At 69.3% G+C, this 18,014-nt stretch carries 14 protein-coding genes and 1 pseudogene; 8 read left to right on the top strand and 7 right to left on the bottom strand.

Annotated elements, in window-relative coordinates; genetic code table 11:
• Positions 1-79: 79 nt before the first annotated feature.
• Both ACZ3I4_RS31225 and ACZ3I4_RS31220 read right to left on the bottom strand, forming a co-directional pair.
• Positions 80-316: pseudogene (locus ACZ3I4_RS31225) on the bottom strand (protealysin inhibitor emfourin); the annotation flags it as partial.
• A 77-nt stretch (positions 317-393) separates the two neighbouring features.
• The gene (locus ACZ3I4_RS31220; RefSeq protein ID WP_465385621.1) at positions 394-1,242 is read right to left on the bottom strand and encodes a helix-turn-helix transcriptional regulator; all 849 of its coding nucleotides are present in this window, start codon (positions 1,240-1,242) and stop codon (positions 394-396) included.
• Positions 1,243-1,342: 100 nt separating this feature from the next.
• Between ACZ3I4_RS31220 and ACZ3I4_RS31215 the strand changes: the two genes are divergently transcribed.
• Together ACZ3I4_RS31215 and ACZ3I4_RS31210 are read left to right on the top strand one after the other, a co-directional pair.
• Positions 1,343-2,329, top strand: coding sequence for an FAD-dependent oxidoreductase (locus ACZ3I4_RS31215; protein ID WP_465385620.1), 987 nt, complete (start codon positions 1,343-1,345; stop codon positions 2,327-2,329).
• A gap of 94 nt (positions 2,330-2,423) precedes the next feature.
• Positions 2,424-5,315 carry a glycoside hydrolase family 3 C-terminal domain-containing protein gene (locus tag ACZ3I4_RS31210; protein WP_465385619.1) on the top strand — a complete coding sequence of 964 codons (2,892 nt, stop codon included), beginning with the start codon at positions 2,424-2,426 and terminating at the stop codon, positions 5,313-5,315.
• Positions 5,316-5,405: 90 nt separating this feature from the next.
• Here ACZ3I4_RS31210 and ACZ3I4_RS31205 read toward each other — a convergent pair whose 3' ends face one another.
• Positions 5,406-6,488, bottom strand: coding sequence for a hypothetical protein (locus tag ACZ3I4_RS31205; protein ID WP_465385618.1), 1,083 nt, complete (start codon positions 6,486-6,488; stop codon positions 5,406-5,408).
• On the bottom strand, positions 6,489-7,310 hold the full coding sequence (locus ACZ3I4_RS31200; RefSeq protein ID WP_465385617.1) for a hypothetical protein: 822 nt from the start codon (positions 7,308-7,310) through the stop codon (positions 6,489-6,491).
• Between ACZ3I4_RS31200 and ACZ3I4_RS31195 the strand changes: the two genes are divergently transcribed.
• Positions 7,261-8,268: a LacI family DNA-binding transcriptional regulator gene (locus ACZ3I4_RS31195; RefSeq protein ID WP_465385616.1), complete on the top strand. Its 1,008-nt coding sequence runs from the start codon at positions 7,261-7,263 to the stop codon at positions 8,266-8,268. The two genes, ACZ3I4_RS31200 and ACZ3I4_RS31195, sit on opposite strands and share 50 nt — an antisense overlap.
• On the opposite strand, the gene ACZ3I4_RS31190 is transcribed toward ACZ3I4_RS31195, so the two are convergent.
• Together ACZ3I4_RS31190 and ACZ3I4_RS31185 are read right to left on the bottom strand one after the other, a co-directional pair.
• Entirely contained in the window at positions 8,252-8,662 is a 411-nt protein-coding gene (locus tag ACZ3I4_RS31190) for a VOC family protein (RefSeq protein ID WP_465385615.1), read from the bottom strand. The genes ACZ3I4_RS31195 and ACZ3I4_RS31190 overlap by 17 nt on opposite strands.
• Before the next feature lie 10 nt (positions 8,663-8,672).
• Positions 8,673-9,116, bottom strand: coding sequence for a helix-turn-helix transcriptional regulator (locus ACZ3I4_RS31185; RefSeq protein ID WP_465385614.1), 444 nt, complete (start codon positions 9,114-9,116; stop codon positions 8,673-8,675).
• A gap of 98 nt (positions 9,117-9,214) precedes the next feature.
• Here ACZ3I4_RS31185 and helR point away from each other — a divergent pair, with 98 nt between their 5' ends.
• On the top strand, positions 9,215-11,368 hold the full coding sequence (helR, locus tag ACZ3I4_RS31180; RefSeq protein WP_465385613.1) for an RNA polymerase recycling motor ATPase HelR: 2,154 nt from the start codon (positions 9,215-9,217) through the stop codon (positions 11,366-11,368).
• On the opposite strand, the gene ACZ3I4_RS31175 is transcribed toward helR, so the two are convergent.
• The gene (locus tag ACZ3I4_RS31175; RefSeq protein WP_465385612.1) at positions 11,358-11,858 is read right to left on the bottom strand and encodes a DUF4362 domain-containing protein; all 501 of its coding nucleotides are present in this window, start codon (positions 11,856-11,858) and stop codon (positions 11,358-11,360) included. The genes helR and ACZ3I4_RS31175 overlap by 11 nt on opposite strands.
• Positions 11,859-12,568: 710 nt before the next feature.
• Here ACZ3I4_RS31175 and ACZ3I4_RS31170 point away from each other — a divergent pair.
• From ACZ3I4_RS31170 to yicI, 4 genes are read left to right on the top strand one after another with little or no spacing between them, the layout of a single operon-like run.
• Positions 12,569-13,885, top strand: a complete 1,317-nt coding sequence (locus tag ACZ3I4_RS31170; protein ID WP_465385611.1) for an ABC transporter substrate-binding protein — start codon at positions 12,569-12,571, stop codon at positions 13,883-13,885.
• A gap of 56 nt (positions 13,886-13,941) precedes the next feature.
• Positions 13,942-14,826, top strand: a complete 885-nt coding sequence (locus ACZ3I4_RS31165; protein ID WP_465385610.1) for a carbohydrate ABC transporter permease — start codon at positions 13,942-13,944, stop codon at positions 14,824-14,826.
• Positions 14,823-15,704 (top strand): carbohydrate ABC transporter permease, encoded by an 882-nt coding sequence (locus ACZ3I4_RS31160; protein ID WP_465385609.1) that lies wholly within the window; start codon positions 14,823-14,825, stop codon positions 15,702-15,704. The genes ACZ3I4_RS31165 and ACZ3I4_RS31160 overlap by 4 nt, the downstream gene beginning before the upstream one ends.
• A gap of 36 nt (positions 15,705-15,740) precedes the next feature.
• Positions 15,741-17,972, top strand: a complete 2,232-nt coding sequence (gene yicI, locus ACZ3I4_RS31155; RefSeq protein ID WP_465385608.1) for an alpha-xylosidase — start codon at positions 15,741-15,743, stop codon at positions 17,970-17,972.
• Positions 17,973-18,014 lie beyond the last annotated feature (42 nt).

Here is an 18,014-nt window from a genome sequence, read left to right as displayed (position 1 = left end):
GCTGCGGTGGCGGTGGGACGAGGAAGATCCGGGTGCGATGCAGATGGAGTGCGGGGCTGCTGCGGCGACCCGGCAGGGGTCACTGAGTGGCGTTCTTCTCCAGGAACTGGAGCAACGGGCGCAAGGCGGGCGGCACGGAAGCCTGGGAGACGGTGCCCTTCCAGTGGTCGGTGCCGCGCTGCAAGGTCAGGTCGTAGCGGAACAGGTCGGCGCCGCCGGTGGGGTGGCGGGTGCTTTGCAGGGTGGTGAAGTCCAGGGTGGACAGCAGGTCTCGCAGGCGGGCCGATTCCGGTGGGGGCAGGGTGAGGGAGTCGGCGACCGTGTGGCGGGGCGGCCGGTGAAGCCGCCGGAGCGGTGCAGTTCGGCGCGTACGTGCTCGGGCATGCGTGCTCCCTAGGGGGCGACGAGGCGCAAGGGTGGGTGGGCGGCCGGGCCTTCCAGGGCGCTCGTGGTGGCGGGGTCGGCGGGCAGATAGACGATCAGGCGCAGGCTGTCGTCGGCGGGGAGTTCCAGGGACTCGTAGGCCAGGGTCAGCGGGCCCAGGGCGGGGTGGGTCACGCGCAGGACGCCGGTGGGTGCGGGGACGCCGGGGACCGTGGACGCGCGGGAGGTGAACTCGTCGCCGGCGGTCACCGACAGTTCGTCGGCCAGGGCGGCCACGTACGGGTCGGCACGGAACGGGCCCTCCTTGAGGGTGGCCACCCAGTGGTCGGCCACCGCGGGCCACTCCGGGAACACCGAGCGGGATCGGGGCGACGTGAGGACGTACCGGAGCAGGTTGGGTGGGTCGGTGTCGAGCAGGCCCAGCGGCTCGGCGAAAACGTCGAACGCCTGCGTGCGGGCCACGACGTCGCCGAGATGGTTGACGAGCACGGCCAAGGAGGGCTCGAGCCGGTCGATCAGGGCCCGCACCGTGGGGCGGAGCACCCGGCTGGGGGTCATCTCGGCGCGGCACGGGAAGGTCGAGCCGGCGCCCTTGGTGAGGCGGTAGAGGTGGACGCGGTCGTTGCCGGTCAGCCGGAGCACGTCGGCCAGCGCGCCCAGCACCGGTGGGGACGGGTGACGGTCGCGGCCCTGCTCCAGGCGGGTCACGTATTCGACGCTCACGCCGGCCAGCGCGGCCACCTCGGAACGGCGCAGCCCGGGGGTGCGGCGCCGCGCGCCGGCGGGCAGGCCGACCGTGGCCGGGTCGATCGACTCGCGGCGGCTGCGCAGGAACAGGCCGAGCTCGTTCTCGCTCACGCGTCGACCGTAGCGCCGCCGCGGCCGCTCAGGGTGTCCCCGTTGCTACCAGCCTAGGAGCGGCCTGGTTACGCGGGGCCGGGGGCGCGACCGTCTTGGCATGACAAACAACGTGATCGTGGTCGGTGGCGGCTACGGCGGCATCACCGTGGCCAAGGCCCTGGACGATGTTGCCCGGGTGACGCTGGTCGAGCCGCGGGCCACCTTCGTGCACAACGTCGCGGCGCTGCGGGCCGCCGTCGACCCGGCCTGGGTTCCGAAGATCTTCATCCCGTACGGGGGACTGGTCAACGGCATCGTGCGGCGTGATCGGGCGGTGCGCGTGACCGAAAGGACCGTCGGACTGGCTTCGGGGGAGTCCCTGAGCGCCGACTATGTCGTGCTCGCGACCGGCTCGTCTTATCCGTTCCCGGCCAAGATCGAAGAGGACGGGCCGGCGCGGCTCCGGGCGCTGCACGCCGAGCTGCTCGGGGCGGCAAGTGTGCTGCTCGTCGGGGCCGGACCGGTCGGGCTGGAATTCGCGGGCGAGATCAAGGCGGCCTGGCCGGAGAAACGGGTGATCGTGGCCGACCGGTCGTCCGAATTGATGCCGGGGGACTATCCGGAGGAATTCCGGCGGCTGCTGCGCGAGCAGCTCGGCGAGATGGGGATCGAACTGCGGCTCGGGGCTCCGGCCGACGGCATCGAGGCCGATCTGACGTTGCTCTGCTACGACTCGTCGGTCGACACGAGCTATCTGGGCGGGCCGGGCGGTCGCGTCGAGGTGACGCCGGAACTGCGGGTGCGGGGCAGTGAGACGCTGTTCGCGATCGGGGATGTGACCGCGGTGCCGGAGCTGAAGATGGCCCGGCTCGCGCAGATGCACGCCGAGGTCGTGGCGGCCAACATCCGCTCGCTGATCGGGGGCGGCGAGGCCGATCGGACGTACGCGCCGCAGCCCGACGCCATCGTGCTGCCGCTCGGCCCCAAGGGCGGGGTCACGTACGCGCCGGAAGTGGGCGTGCTCGGCGCCGCGGAGTCCGCCGCCATCAAGGACGGGTTCTATCTGGACCAGTATCGCGAGCTGCTCGGGGCTATGGACACCTGATTTACCGGCATCTATGGTGAGCGAATCCGCCGACATATCGAAGCGCTTCGACGAAGGGCACGCCGGGCGCATTCTTCTTTGAGGTGAATCGCTCATGCGAAGGCGTCTCCTGGCGGTCCTGGCCGCCGGATTACTGGCCGCTCCGGTCGTCCCCGGAGCGGCCCACGCCGACCCGTCCTATCCGTTCCGAGACCCCGGCCTGCCGTTGGCAGCGCGCGTCGACGACCTCGTCGGCCGGCTCACGCTCGACGAGAAGGTCGCGCTGCTCCACCAATACCAGCCGGCCATCCCGCGCCTGGGCGTCGACTTCTTCAAGACCGGCACCGAGGCGCTGCACGGCGTGGCCTGGTCGACCGACATCGACAACGGCGGCAACGTCGTCACCGCCGACGGCACGAGCTTCCCGCAGGCCGTCGGGCTGGCCAGCACCTGGGATCCCGGCCTGATCAAGCGGGTCGGCGCGGCGGTCGGCGACGAGGCCCGCGGCTTCCACTCCCGGAACCCCCGCGTGTTCGGGCTCAACCTGTGGGCGCCGGTCGTCAACCTGCTGCGCGATCCCCGCTGGGGGCGCAACGAGGAGGGCTACTCCGAGGACCCCTACCTGACCGGGGCCATCTCCACGGCGTACGGGAAAGGCTTGCAAGGTCCGGACCCGGATCATCTCAAGACGGCTCCGACGCTCAAGCACTATCTCGCCTACAACAACGAGACGCGGCGCGACACCACCTCGTCCAACGTGCCGCCGCGGGTGCTCAACGAGTACGACCGGCAGGCGTTCAAGCCGGCGCTGACCGCGAACGCGGCGACCGGCGTGATGGCCTCCTACAACCTGGTCAACGGCCGTCCGACCACTGTGGACCCGGATCAGGCCGGGCTGCTGCGCGACTGGTCGGACTACCCGCTGTTCAACGTGAGCGACGCGTGGGCGCCGGCCAACCTGACCGGTTCGCAGGCCTATTTCGCGACGCAGGCCGAGGCGGACGCCGCCGTGCTCAAGGCCGGGCTGGACAGCTTCACGGTCAACGACACCAACGGCGCGCCGACGGTCGCCGCGGTCAAGGAGGCGCTGGCCCGGGGTCTGCTCGCGGTGGCCGACGTCGACCGGGCGGTCGGACACGCGCTGAGTATCCGGTTCCGGCTCGGCGAGTTCGATCCGGGCGGCGGCCCGTACGCGGGCATCGACGCGTCGGTCATCGACTCGCCGGCCCACCGCAAGCTCGCGCGGGAAGCCGCCGGGGACGCGATGGTGCTGCTGAAGAACGCGCACGGGGCGCTGCCGTTGAAGCCGGGCGGCAAGGTCGCGGTCGTCGGGCCACTGGCCGGCGAGCTCTACACGGACTGGTACGGGGGCAAGCTCCCGTACGAGGTGACGGCCGCCGACGGCATCGCGGCGCGCGCGTCGTCCGTGGTCAGCGGCTCGGGGGCGGACCGGATCGCGCTCCGCTCGGTCACTTCCGGCAGTTACCTGACCGCCAACAGCACCGGCCCGGCCACGGTGACCGCCCCGGCCGCGGGCGACGCCGCCCAGTTCGATGTCGTCGACTGGGGCCAGGGCGTGGTGACCTTGCGCAACGTCGCCAACGGCAACTACCTCAACGGCGCCTTCCTGACCCAGGACGAGCAGCCCGGCGGCTGGTTCGTCCAGCAGCAGTTCAAGATCGAGGCGCAGCCGGACGGCGACGTGGTGTTGCGCTATGCCGGGTACGAGACGTCGGAGAGCTGGTTCGGGCCCAACGTCTACGTGACCGTGGGGGCGGACGGCCGCCTGTCGCTGGGCTCGCCCGACGCCGCGGGGGCGACCCGGTTCAGCCGCGAGGTGCTGCGAAGCGGAATCGACGAGGCAGTGGCGGCGGCCAAGGCGTCGGACACCGCGGTCGTGGTGGTCGGAAGCCAGCCCATGATCAACGGGCGCGAGGCTCACGACCGTACCGAAATGGGGCTGGCCGCCGGACAGGAAGCTCTGGTCAAGGCCGTGGTCAAGGCCAATCCCCGTACGGTCGTGGTGTTGCAGACGAGCTATCCGCAGACTGTCTCGTGGCTGAAGGAGCACGTTCCGGCCCTGTTGTGGACGACCCACGCGGGCGCCGAAACGGGCAACGCGCTGGCCGATGTGCTGTATGGGGACCGCAATCCGGCGGGACGGCTGACGCAGACCTGGCCGTCGTCGGCGTCCGGCGATCTCCTCGAATACGACATCATCTCCTCGGGGCAGACGTATCTGTACAGCTCGGCCCGCCCGCTCTATCCGTTCGGGCACGGGCTGTCCTACACGTCCTTCCGATACGGCGCGCTCTCCGTCGGTGGCGGACGGGTCTCGGTCGCGGTGACCAACACCGGCCGGCGGGACGGCGACGAGGTCGTCCAGCTCTACACGCATCAGCGGAGCTCACGCGACCGTACGGCGATCAAGCAGTTGCGCGGTTTCGCCCGGGTGTCGCTGAAGGCCGGGCAGACCAGAACGGTGACGTTGCCGTTGAAGCCGTCCGACCTGGCCCGCTGGGATCAGACCCGGAGCCGCTGGATCGTGGAGAAGTCGGCCTACGACGTCCTCGTCGGCCCGTCCTCGGGTGACATCCGCGCCCGCGGCGTCCTGCGCGTCGAGGGCGAGACGATCCCGGCCCGCGACCTGCGACCGGGTGTGCGGGCCGAGACCTTCGACGCGTACGCCGGGGTGCGGCTGCTCGACGAGACCAAGGCCTCGGGCACGGTGGTCGGCGCGACCGCCGACGGGCAGTGGGCCGCCTACAAGGACGCCTCGCTGCGCGGGGTGACCGCCTTCACGGCCCGGGCCTCGGGCAGCGGCACCGTCCAGGTGCGTCTCGGATCCCCGACGGGCCGGCTGCTGGGCACGGCCACCGTCAGCGGAACCGGCGATGTCTACTCCTACACCTCGGTGCGGGCCGCGCTGCCGAAAACCTCGGGGCGGCACGACGTCTACCTGGTGCTGAGCGCCGGGGTGCGAGTGGCCGAGTTCGCCCTCAACTAGGTCCGGCCGAGTTGCCCGGGAACGCCGCATCCCGGGCAACTCGGCGCTACCGCGTTGTCCGAAACCGTCGTGGACCCGGGCAACCCGGCTCTATCGCGATTCGAACAGGAGATCGTCGCGGCCCGGGGTGAATTCGAGCCGGATGCCGGCGTCGTCGGGAATCGCGATGATCCGGTCGTCCGGGTCCGGGCCGTCGAGCCGGGACCACGTCGCCGGGAGCACGAGGGTGGCGTTCGAGGTGCGCACGAACAGGCGGAGCCCGTCGCAGCGGAAGTGGAAGGCCGACGTCTTGCCGCCGACCGGACGGCATTTGACGCTGCCCGGCAGGCCGAGGTCGTCCCGCGAATAGACGATGACCCCGCGCCGGCCGTCGAGCAGGGCCGCCGTCAACTCCGCCTCCCGGGTGCCGACCGATTCCGCGTATTCGTCGGTCGCCGCGAACAGGCCCGCCGCGACCAGCAGCGAGCAGAAGACGATGGCGAGCACACGCATCCAGTTGGGGATGGCTGTCGCGGCGGCCTCGCCCGGACGCAGGGCCAGGGTCGCGTACATGAGCAGGACGACGCCGAGCGCCAGCGTGGTGTGCAGGGCGACGAACGGCGCCTCGATCACCCAGGCGCGGGCGGGCACGGCCGCGGCGTCGAGCACGCACAGCAGCATCGCGACCGCGACCCCACCGGCGATCGGCCACCACGCGTCCGGCGGGCGCCGGCTCAGCCCGGCGACGAGGGCGGCCGGCACCCCGATGCATGCCGCCGTCACGGCCTGCACCGAGGCGGACCGGTCGCCGAGCAGGTGGTGAACCGGTGAGCCGGCCCAGATCAGCAGGAGAAAGGCGCCGGCCGCACCGACCAGCCAGCCGGCCGGCCGTTTCAGCGCGGGCCTGAGCGTGAACGCCATCAGACGGTGCACGAACAGCGCGGCCAGGCCGAGCCCCACGCCGAGCAGAACAACGCGATAGATCGAGGCCGCGCTGCGCAGCGTGTACTCCTGAAGGCTGAAGCCGAGCACGCTGTTGTCGATCCCGAAATAGGTGGCGTAGGTCTGCGTCCGTTTCCATCCGAAGTAGAGAGCCAGGGCGGCCAGACCGGCGGCGGGCGCGGTGATCAGCCCGACCGCCTCGGCTATGTCGCGTATGGCCAGATTCCCGGCCGGAGCGTCTTCCGCACTCACCTAGGAGCCATTTTGGATGAGTGAATCGACGTCGTAGCCGAGCAGGGCGATCCACGGCACGAGTTCCGGCGGGACCGGGTGCTGGGTGCAGATGGGTTGCCGGCTGGTGCCGATCCCGTCGTTCGGATCGGGATCGACGACGACGCTCGCCGCCTCGCAGTTGCGGATGGCCTCCCGTTGCGCCTGGATCCAGGCGTCGACGGCCGCCTTGACCTCCGGCGGGACGACGGGCTGCGGGGGTTCCACCGGTTGAGGCTGCTCGACCGGATCGTCGGGGCACGGCGTGCCGGTGTCGCCGGCGGCCTGCTGCGGGTCGCAGGGAGGAGGCTCGACGGCGTCGTCCGGAACTTCTACGCCCTCCACCGCGGCCACGGCCGACTCTTCCGTGTCGTCTCTCTTGGCCTCCGTACGCTCGGCCTTCTGATAGGCCTCGACGACATGGGGCGGGGCATCCGGCGGCAGGGTGAAACCATCACCGGCCGATTTGGTGTCGTTGCCGGAATTGCCGGACGACTGGTCACAACCGCTGCCGATCGAAATCGTGACAGCGGCGACAAGAAGGATTCGCGATAGTCGAATCATGAACTCACGCCCGATACGTCGGCGAATCGAATATCGTTCGATCGTCGCACCGATGAAATGATCGAATCGGCGCTGATTGCGGACTGACCGATGAATGACATCGCCCCGCGGACCGCCCGGGTGAACGAGGTCCGGACGGATCCGGCCCCGCTGGTCAGTAGGATCGCGCTCTAGAGGCGGGGAGGGTGCGATGGCGACAATCAATGACGTGGCCCGGGCGGCCGGGGTGTCGCCGAGCACGGTGTCGTACGTGCTGAGCGGGCGCCGTCCGATCTCCGCCGGCACGCGGGCCCGGGTGCAGGCGGCCATCGCCGAGCTGGAATTTCATCCGCACGCGGGGGCGCGGGCGCTGGCCAGCAGCCGTACGAGTGTGCTCGCTCTGGTCGTTCCGCTGCGGGTCGACGTCAACGTGCCGGTGATCATGCAGTTCGCGACGGCCGTGGTGACCGCCTCGCGCACCCACAACCACGACGTGCTGCTGCTGACCAAGGACGAGGGCACGGCCGGTCTCGAACGGGTCGCGCACAGCACCATGGTCGACGCGCTCATCGTGATGGATGTGGAGCGGGACGACGTACGCATCCCGGCCCTGCGCAAACTCAAGCAGCCGTCCGTGCTGATCGGGCTGCCCGAGGACCCGGCCGGCATCGCCTGCGTCGACCTGGACTTCGAGGCGGCCGCGGCCGAGACCCTGCGGCACCTGTCCTTCCACGGGCACCGCCGGATCGCCCTGGTCGGGCCGTCACCCGCCGTCTACAAGCGCGGGACCACGTACGCGGAAAGGTTCCTGACGGGTTTCACCGAGACGTCGGCGGCGCTGGGCCTCGAGACGCTCGCGCACCCGTGCGAGCCCGGGCGCGAAGGGGTGCGGGCCTGCCTGGCCGACATCGACGACCAGCTGCCCGGGGCCACGGCGTTCGTCGTGCACAACGAGGAGGCGCTCCGGATCGTGCTCGAGGAGCTGCGGGCGAGCGGGCGGCGCGTGCCCGCGGACATCTCGGTGGTGGCGGTCTGCCCGCGGGACGTGGCGCTCAACATGCCGCTGCCGCTGACCTCGGTCGACATCCCGGCCCACGACGTCGGCGGCCTGGCGGTCGAGACGGCGATGAAGCTGCTCGACGGCCGGCACACCGAACCCCTACGCCTCCTCCCGCCCACGCTCGTCGAGCGGGAGAGCAGCGCTAGAGTGCCTGGTTGATCCGCACCATGTTGCCGGCCGGATCGCGGAAGGCGCAGTCACGCAGCCCGTACGGCTGGTCGATCGGCTCCTGCACCACGTCGGCGCCGTTCTTCTGCACCGTCTCGAACGCCTCGTCGACGTCCGGGCTGCTCAGCACGATGCTCGCGTAGCTGCCCTTGGCCATCAGCTCGGCGATCACGCGCTTCTCGTCGCCGGTCAGACTGGGGTCGGCGGCCGGTGGGTGCAGCACGATCGACGTCTGCGGCTGACCGGGCGGGCCGACGGTGATCCAGCGCATGTCGCCGTAGCCGACGTCGTTGCGTACCTCGAAACCCATGGTGTCGCGCCAGAACGCCAGCGACGCCTCGGGATCGTCGGCCGGGAGGAACGTGTTGTGAATCGTCAGGTCCATGCGAACCACGCTAGAGGCCGGGCGTGGGCGCTGCTTCTCGATTCCTGATCGGTCGGGTGACCTGCTTGACCACGCAGCCCGGGAGCCCCGCGGCCTGCGCCTGCTCGGCGGTGAGACGGCGGTACGCGCTCGGTGACATGCCGACCAGCTCGGAGAAACGGGTGCTGAACGTGCCCAGCGACGAACAGCCCACGGCGAAGCAGACGTCGGTGACACTGAGGTCGCCCCGGCGCAGCAACGCCATCGCGCGCTCGATGCGGCGGGTCATCAGATAGCTGTACGGGGATTCGCCGAACGCGGCGCGGAACTCGCGGCTCAGATGCCCGGCCGAGACGTTGACCCCGCGGGCCAGGGCTTCGACGTCGAGCGGCTGGGCGTAATCACGGTCGATGCGGTCGCGCACCCGGCGGAGAAGCCGTAGGTCCTTGAGCCTCTGCTCGTGCCGGCCCGCCATTCCCCCCACCTTTATCGTCTATCACACATGGGGTCTTGCGGCAAGACCCCGGGGCTGCCGGAGAATCGCTGACCGTAGCCACACTCAGGGGGAAAAGCGTGGATTCGTTCAACTTGCCGGTCAACCTCGCCGCCAAGGCCGACCCGGCCCTGATCGCCGCGGACTCGAAACACTTCGCGGCCATCGCCACCAGCCTCTCGGCCACGATCGCGGACCTGACGCACCGTCTCGAGGTGGCCCGGAAGGCGCCCGCGGGCAAGGGACGGCAGGCCGTGGACCGCGACGAGGAGGTGCAGCGGCTCACGGCCCGGCTGCGGGCGCTGCGGCGCTACAGCCTGGACATCTGCCTGGGGCGGATGGTCCCGTCCGAGTCTTCCTCCTCGTCTTGCTCCGACGCCGTTTACATCGGCCGTTTCGGCCTGACCGACGAGGGTGGGCGGCGTCTGCTCGTGGACTGGCGGTCGCCCGCGGCCGAACCGTTCTTCGGCGCCACCCACGCCGAGCCGATGGGTCTGGCCAGCCGCCGCCGCTACCGGTGGACCGGCGGCCAGGTCACCGACTACTGGGACGAGGTGTTCACGCCGGGCGCGCTCGAGGGGCACGCGGCCCTCGACGACCAGTCCGCGTTCATCGCCAGCCTGGGCAGCAACCGCTCGGCGCGCATGCGGGACGTGCTCGGCACCATCCAGGCCGACCAGGACGCGATCATCCGGGCCGGGTCGAGCGGCGCGCTGGTCGTCGACGGCGGGCCGGGCACGGGCAAGACGGTGGTCGCCCTGCACCGCACCGCCTACCTGCTCTACTCCGACGCGCGTCTCAGCCGGCGTCAGGGCGGGGTGCTCTTCGTGGGCCCGCACGAGCCCTATCTCGCGTACGTGGCCGACGTGCTGCCCAGCCTGGGTGAGGAGGACGTGCAGACTTGCACGATCCGGGACCTGGTGCCCGAAGGCGGGACGGCCCGGGCCGAGGACGATCCGGTCGTCGCCGCGCTCAAGTCGACGGCCCGCATCGTCCACGCCGTCGAGGCGGCCGTCCGCTTCTACGAGGAGCCGCCCACCCGGGGCCTGACCGTGCCGGCCGAGGACGACGAGATCCGCCTGACCGCCGACGACTGGGCTGAGGCGTTCGACGCGCCCGGCCCCGGCACCCCGCACAACGAGGGGCGCGGGCAGGTGTGGGAAGAGCTGATCACCATCCTGCTCGCCAAATACCAGGGCGAGGAGCCTTCCGATCTCGTACGCCGGTCCCTGCTGCGCAACCGGGAACTGCTCGCGGCGTTCAACCGGGCCTGGCCGATCCTGCAGCCCCTCGACATCGTGGCCGACCTGTGGTCGGTGCCGGCCTACCTCCGCAAGTGCGCGCCCTGGTTGAGCGCGGACGAGATCCGGGCGCTGCAACGCTCCGACCCGCGGGCGTGGACGATGGCCGACCTGCCGCTGCTGGACGCCGCCCACCAGCGGGTCGGCGATCCGGAGACCTCGCGCGAGGAGCGCCGGCGCAACGCGGCCGTCGACTCCCAGCGCCGGTCGTACGCCCGGGTGATCGACGATCTGATCGCGTCGCACGAGTACGACGACGGCGAGGGGCTGATGCAGATGCTGGTCCAGCAGGACATGCGCGAGGTCCTGATCGACGAGGCGGTCCTGCCCGGCTCCGATGTGGACCGGCTGGCCGGGCCGTTCGCGCACGTCGTGGTGGACGAGGCCCAGGAACTGACCGACGCCGAATGGCAGATGCTGCTGCTGCGCTGCCCGTCGCGCAGCTTCACGATCGTGGGGGACCGGGCGCAGGCGCGGCACGGGTTCACCGAGTCGTGGGCCGAGCGGCTGTCGCGGGTGGGAATCGAGCGTCCCCACCTGGCCTCCCTGACGATCAATTACCGTACGCCGGCCGAGATCATGAACGAGGCGGCGCCGGTGATCCGGGCGGTTCTGCCCGACGCCAACGTGCCCACATCCATTCGCGACAGCGGGATCCCGGTCGTACGGGAATCGGCTTCGAAGCTTTCCGACGTGCTCCACGGCTGGCTGTCCGAGCACGCTGAGGGCACGGCCTGCGTCATCGGTGACCCGGCGTTCGCCTGGCCGTCCCCGCGGGTCCGCTCGCTGACGCCGATACTGGCCAAGGGACTCGAGTTCGACCTGGTGGTCCTGATCGACCCGGACCGTTTCGGCGAGGGCATCGAGGGCGCGGTCGACCGCTACGTGGCGATGACCCGGGCGACGCAGCAGCTGGTGATCCTCACTTCTTGACCGGCGTGCAACTGGCAAACTCGAACCCTTGCCCTGCGGGCCGCGGCCCCTGACAGTCGTCGGTGGTGACCTCCTTCGACCCGAACTCGTCCGCGCGCGAGTCGACGACCATCTCGACGTGCCCGTTCTCGCGGGAGGCGTAGGCGACGTGGATCGGGTCGCCCTCAACGGTGGGCCAGGTGACCTTGAGCCGGGCCCGGTGGCCGGCGCTCGCCGCGTCGATCAGGCAGCGGGCCGCGGTGGCCGGAAGGTTCTCGCCCTGATCGAGGGTGAAGGTGCCGCAGTCGATGCCTTCCGGCCCGGGGCGGAGGGTCGTGCTGGGTGCGCCGGTGCGCTGGGCGCCGGGCCGGGGGCCGAGGCTCGGATCGAGCGGCGTCTCCGACGCGGCCGTCGTCCGGGCGGTGGTGGCGTCGCCGGTCGGGGTTGTTGCTGCTGGGGTGGCGCAGGCGGCCAGAGCCAGCAGGGGAGCGAGGGCCAGGAGTCGTCTCACTGAAGTGGAGCCTTCCTCGAGGACGGACGTCCGGCTTAGACGCACCCGGGTCCCGTCTGGTTGCCGTTTCGCTACGGCGTCCGAGGCGCGCCCTTTTGCTCGCCCGCTTGTTGCTCGCCCGCTTGTTGCTCGCCCGCTTGTTGCTCGCCCACTGAGCGTTCATCCACTGAGCGTTCGCCCACTGAGCGTTCATCCACGAGCGTTCACCCACGAGCGCTCACCCACGAGCGTTCATCCACGAGCGCTCACCCACGAGCGCTCACCCACTTGCCTAGCCTCCTAGGATGCTGTAGAGGTAGTGCCAGGCAAGGCTGTCGGCCCTGCCGGAGCCGGCGGTGCGGTTCGCGCGGGTGCGGTTTTGACTGCTCGGGCCGGCATGGCATACGCGAATGGGAATTGATCGGTCGGCACGCACGCCCGGTGTCGCCGCGAAGTGACCGAGGCTTCGAGTCGCCGGTGACTTGGCGAGAGGCCGTGGTTCCCGCCGTTGCTCGATGGGTTCGTGAAGGCGGGAGCGTTCCCGCCCAGCGTGGCGCCGGGAGGGTCTCGGGTTTGGAAATGTCTCTGTCACACCGTTGACATCTGGGCGCGGCCGGGCCTAGTTTCCTCCCAAAGTCCCGCGTCGAAGCGCTTCGACAACCTTGTGGCGACCCTGCCGACGACCGTTTGTCGAAACGCTTCGACGGATCCCTCCCGGAGGACGAACCGACATGATTCGATCGCGAGCCGGCCTCTCGGCCGGTGCCCTGTTGCTGGCCACCTCGCTTGCTCTCGCTGCCTGTGGCGGCGGCAGCGATGACGGGTCCTCTACGGAGGGGGCCGATGCCAAGACCCTGACCCTGTGGCACTACGAAGGCCCGACCAGCGCCATGGGCATCGCCTGGAACAAGGCCATCGAGGAGTTCAAGACTGCTCACCCGGGCGTCGAGGTCAAGTTCGAGGAGAAGGGCTTCGAGCAGATTCAGCAGAACGCCCAGATGATCCTCAACTCCGACAGCGCGCCGGACATCATGGAGTACAACAAGGGCAACGCCACCGCCGGCCTGCTGTCCAAGCAGGGGCTGCTCACCGACCTCAGCGAGGAGGCGGGCAAGCGCGGCTGGGACAAGGCGCTCAACTCCAGCCTGCAGACGACCACGAAGTACGACGACGACGGCATCATGGGCTCCGGCAAGACGTACGGGATCCCCAACTACGCCGAATACGTCGAGGTCTACTACAACAAGGACCTCTTCAAGAAGTACAACCTGCAGGTCCCGACCACGCTCGACGAGTTCACCAAGGTCATGGACACCTTCGTCCAGAACAAGGTGACCCCGCTCGCCGTCGGTGGCGCCGAATATCCGGCCCAGCAGATTTTGTACTCGCTCGCGCTGAGCAAGGCCGACCGGGCCTGGGTCGACGACTACCAGCTCTACAAGAACAAGGTCGACTTCAAGGGCCCGCAGCTGTCCTACGGCGCGCAGACCTTCAAGGAATGGGTCGACAAGGGGTACATCTCGAAGAACTCGGCCGGCATCAAGGCCGAGGACATGGGCGTCTCGTTCACCCAGGGCAAGTACCCGATCATGATCTCGGGTTCCTGGTGGTACGGCCGGTTCGTCAACGAGATCAAGAACTTCGAGTGGGGCACGTTCCTGTTCCCCGGCAACAAGCTGCACCCGGGCTCGAGCGGCAACCTCTGGGTCGTGCCGGAGAAGAGCAAGGCCAAGGCGCTCGCGTACGACTTCATCGACATCACCATGAAGCCGGAGATCCAGGCGCTGCTGGGTAACAACGGCGGCGTGCCGGTGGCGGCCGACCCGGCCTCGATCACCGATCCCAAGAACAAGGAACTGATCGAGAACTTCAACAAGATCTCGACCGAGGACGGTCTGGCCTTCTACCCCGACTGGCCGGCCCCGGGCTACTACGACGTGATGGTCGCCGGCGTGCAGGGCCTGATCAACGGCTCCAAGACCCCGGACCAGGTGCTCACCGAGATCGCCAAGCCGTACGACGAGAACCTCGCCGACCTCGGCAAGTGACCCGGGCGCGGGCGGGCTCGCGCTGAGCCCGCCCGCGTACAGGAAGAAGGGAAACCATGAGGCGCAAGGGGTACTGGGTCTTCCTCATCCCCGGGGTGATTCTGTCGGTGCTGGTCATCGTTGTGCCGCTGGTGATGACCGTCTACACGAGCTTCACCAAGTGGAACGGCGTCGGCGAGCAGCGCTGGATCGGCTTCGACAACTACACCCGGCTGTTCGAGGACTCGCTGTTCTGGTCGTCGTTCGGCAACATCGTGCTGCTGATCCTGGCCATGGCCGTGGTGCCGACGCTGCTGGGCCTGTTCCTGGCCGCGGTGCTGTTCGACTACGTGGCCAAGAAGTTCAGCAACCGCTGGGCGTCGCTGTTCCGCAGCGGGTTCTATCTGCCGCAGGTCATCCCGGTCGCGGTCACCGGCATCGTGTGGGGCTGGATCCTGCACCCCGATTACGGTGCGCTCAACAAGATCCTCGACACGATCGGCCTGGGCGGGCTGGCCCACAACTGGCTGGGCGAGCCGGGCTCGGCGCTCTACAGCGTCATGGGCATCATGATCTGGGTCCAGCTGGGCTATCCGATCGTCATGTTCATGGCCGGCCTGCAGCGTGTCGACCCCGAGCTGTACGAGGCGGCCGACCTGGACGGCGCGACCTGGTGGCAACGGTTCCGCAAGATCACCGTGTATCTGATCCGGCCCGAGTTCTACGTCGTGCTGGTGACGACCACGATCTCGGCGCTGAAGATCTTCGGTCCGATCTTCGTGCTGACCGGGGGCGGGCCGAGCAACGCCACGCTCGTGCCGTCGTACTTCGCCTACAAGAACTTCTTCGAGAAGGCCCAGGTCGGATACGGCTCGGCGATCTCCACGGTGCTGACCGTGCTGATCATCGCGCTGTCCATCGTGTTCCTGCGCCTGCAGAACCGCGCGGAGCGTCAAGCATGACTCTCACGGCAAACCGGACAAAGACCGAGCCCGACCCCACGGTACGCGCGGAAAAGCGGACCAATCCGCTCAGGTTCGTCGTCCTGGCGGCCCTGCTGGCGCTGCTCCTGATCGTCATCGCGCCGCTGCTGATCATCGCGATCAACGCGGTCAAGAGCCCGGCCGACTACGCCGGCGGCGGCCCTCTGTCGTTGCCGCCTCACCTTTACTGGGACGGCATCGTCGAATTCTGGAACCGGGTCGACTTCGGCCAGAAGCTCTGGAACAGCTTCATCACCAGCTTCGTCGTCGCCGTCCTGGGCGTGCTGCTGTCGGTCCTCAACGCGTACGCCCTGGGCATCGGCAAGGTCAAGGGCCGGGTCTGGTTCCTGGTCTTCTTCCTGGTGGCGAACCTGCTGCCGCAGGAGGTGCTGGTCTACCCGCTGTACTTCCTGTCCAAGGAGGCCGGCCTCTACGACAGCCTGATCTCGATCGTCATCATCTTCACGGTCATCCAGGCCGCGTTCGGGACGTACCTGCTGACCTCGGTCTATCAGGAGTTCCCGACCGAGCTGCTGGACGCGGCCGACGTCGACGGCGCCGGCAAGGTGCGCACGCTGTGGAGCGTCGTCGTGCCGGTCAGCCGGCCCACGCTCGGCGTGCTGTTCACGTTCTTCTTCATCTGGACCTGGAACGAGTTCTTCCTGCCGCTGGTCTTCCTCGTCTCCAACGACAACCAGACCGTGCCGGTGGCCCTCGGTGTGCTGCAGGGCGACCGGCTGATGGACGCGACCATGACCAGCGCCTCGGGCCTGATCGGCATCCTCCCGGCCATGATTTTCTTCCTCGTCTTCCAGCGGACGCTCACTCGCGGCATTACTGCCGGCGCCATCAAATAGCCCCGCCGCAGGCTCCTGAAGAAGCAAAGGACGCTCATGAAGTTCACCGACGGGTACTGGCTCAAGCGCAAGGGTCTGACCGTCCTGCATCCGTCCCAGCTCCGGGACACGCAGGCCGACGAGAAGACCCTGACCGCGTACGCCACCACCAAGCCGGTACGCAGCCGGTCGGACACCCTGGACACGCCGCTCATCACGATCAAGGTCGAGGCGCCGATGCCCGACGTGCTCAAGGTGACGCTCGGGCACTTCCTCGGCGGCGCCCCGGCCGGGCCGGACTTCGCGATCAACAGCGAAGAGCACGACGTGATCGTGGGCGACTCGGAACTCACGTCGGGCCGTCTCACGGCGAGGTTCCGTACGGGAGAGCAGTGGGGTCTCGATTTTGTCGCCGAGGGCAAGCGGCTGACCGGCAGCGGCTGGCGCGGCATGGGTGTGGTCGACACGGCCGACGGCGAGCATTTCGTGCACGAGCAGCTGGATCTCGGCGTGGGTGAGGCGGTCTACGGGCTGGGGGAGCGGTTCGGCCCGCTGGTCAAGAACGGGCAGAGCGTCGACATCTGGAACGAGGACGGCGGCACCAGCAGCGAGCTGGCGTACAAGAACGTGCCGTTCTATCTGACCAACCGGGGCTACGGCGTGCTCGTCGACCACCCGGGCAAGGTGTCGTTCGAGGTGGCCAGCGAGATGGTGTCGCGCACCCAGTTCAGCGTGGCCGGGCAGACGCTGTCCTATTTCATCGTGTACGGGCCCACCCCGGCCGACGTGCTGCGCAAGTACACGGCGCTGACCGGCCGGCCCGCGCTGCCCCCGGCCTGGTCCTTCGGCCTGTGGCTGACGACCAGCTTCACCACCCCGTACGACGAGGAGACCGTGACCTCGTTCGTCGACGGGATGGCCGAGCGGGACCTGCCGCTGAGCGTGTTCCACTTCGACACGTTCTGGATGCGGGAGTTCCACTGGTGCGACTTCGAGTGGGACCCGGCGATTTTCCCGGACCCGCCGGGCATGCTCAAGCGGCTGCACGACCGGGGCCTGCGAACCTGCCTGTGGATCAACCCGTACATCGCGCAGCGGTCGGCCATGTTCGCCGAGGGGCTGGCCCACGGCTACCTGGTCAAGAAGGCCAACGGCGACGTCTGGCAGTGGGACAAGTGGCAGGCCGGCATGGCGCTGGTCGACTTCACCAACCCGTCCGCCCGCGACTGGTATGCGGCGAAGCTGGCCGGGCTCGTCGACATGGGGGTGGACGCCTTCAAGTCGGACTTCGGTGAGCGCGTGCCGACCGACGTGGTCTGGCATGACGGGTCCGACCCGGAGCGTATGCACAACTACTACACGCAGATCTACAACCAGGTCGTGTTCGACGTGCTGCGCGAACGCCGGGGCGAGGGCGAGGCCGTGCTGTTCGCGCGGTCGGCCACCGTCGGCGGTCAGCAGTTCCCGGTGCACTGGGGCGGCGACAATTCGGCCACGTACGAGTCGATGGCCGAGAGCCTGCGCGGCGGTCTGTCGCTGATGAGCTCGGGCTTCGGGTTCTGGAGCCACGACATCGGCGGCTTCGAGGGCCGTCCCGACCCGGCCGTGTTCAAACGGTGGATCGCGTTCGGGCTGCTGTCGTCGCACAGCCGGCTGCACGGCAACCACTCGTACCGGGTGCCGTGGCTGTTCGACGACGAGTCGGTCGAGGTGCTGCGCTCGTTCACGCACCTCAAGTACAGCCTGATGCCGTACCTGTACGAGGCGGCCCGGCAAGCCCACGAGCAAGGTCTGCCGGTGATGCGCCCGATGATCGTGGGCTTCCCCGGCGACCCGGCGGTGACCCATCTCGACCGGCAGTACCTGCTCGGCGGCGACCTGCTCGTCGCCCCCGTGTTCAACCAGACCGGCGAGGTCAGCTACTACGTGCCGGCCGGGAAGTGGACGCGTTTCACCACCGGCGAGGTCGTCGAGGGGCCGGGCTGGGTGCACGAGACCCACGGCTTCGACAGCGTGCCTCTGCTCGTGCGGCCGGGCGCGGTCCTGCCGATCGGCAACCGCACCGACCGGCCCGACTACGAGTACGCGGACGGCGTGACGCTGCGGCTGTTCGACCCGGCCGAGGGCACCACGACCGTACGGGTGGGGGAAACGACTTTCACGGTGACGCGCGACGGGACCGCGGTCCGCGTCGACCGGGACGGCCCCGAGCTGCCGTGGCGGGTGGAGATCGCCGGGGGCGCGTCAGCCGGACTCGCGGCGGGCGACGCCTCCTGGGTCGCGGGGTAGACGGCAGAGTGAGTGGGGTCGCTTGCCCGGAGCGGCCCCACC

Source organism: Actinoplanes sp. NPDC021490, from assembly GCF_055562135.1.
The sequence above is the reverse complement of the archived record's forward strand: the minus strand, read 5'-3'. Positions and strand labels throughout refer to the sequence as shown.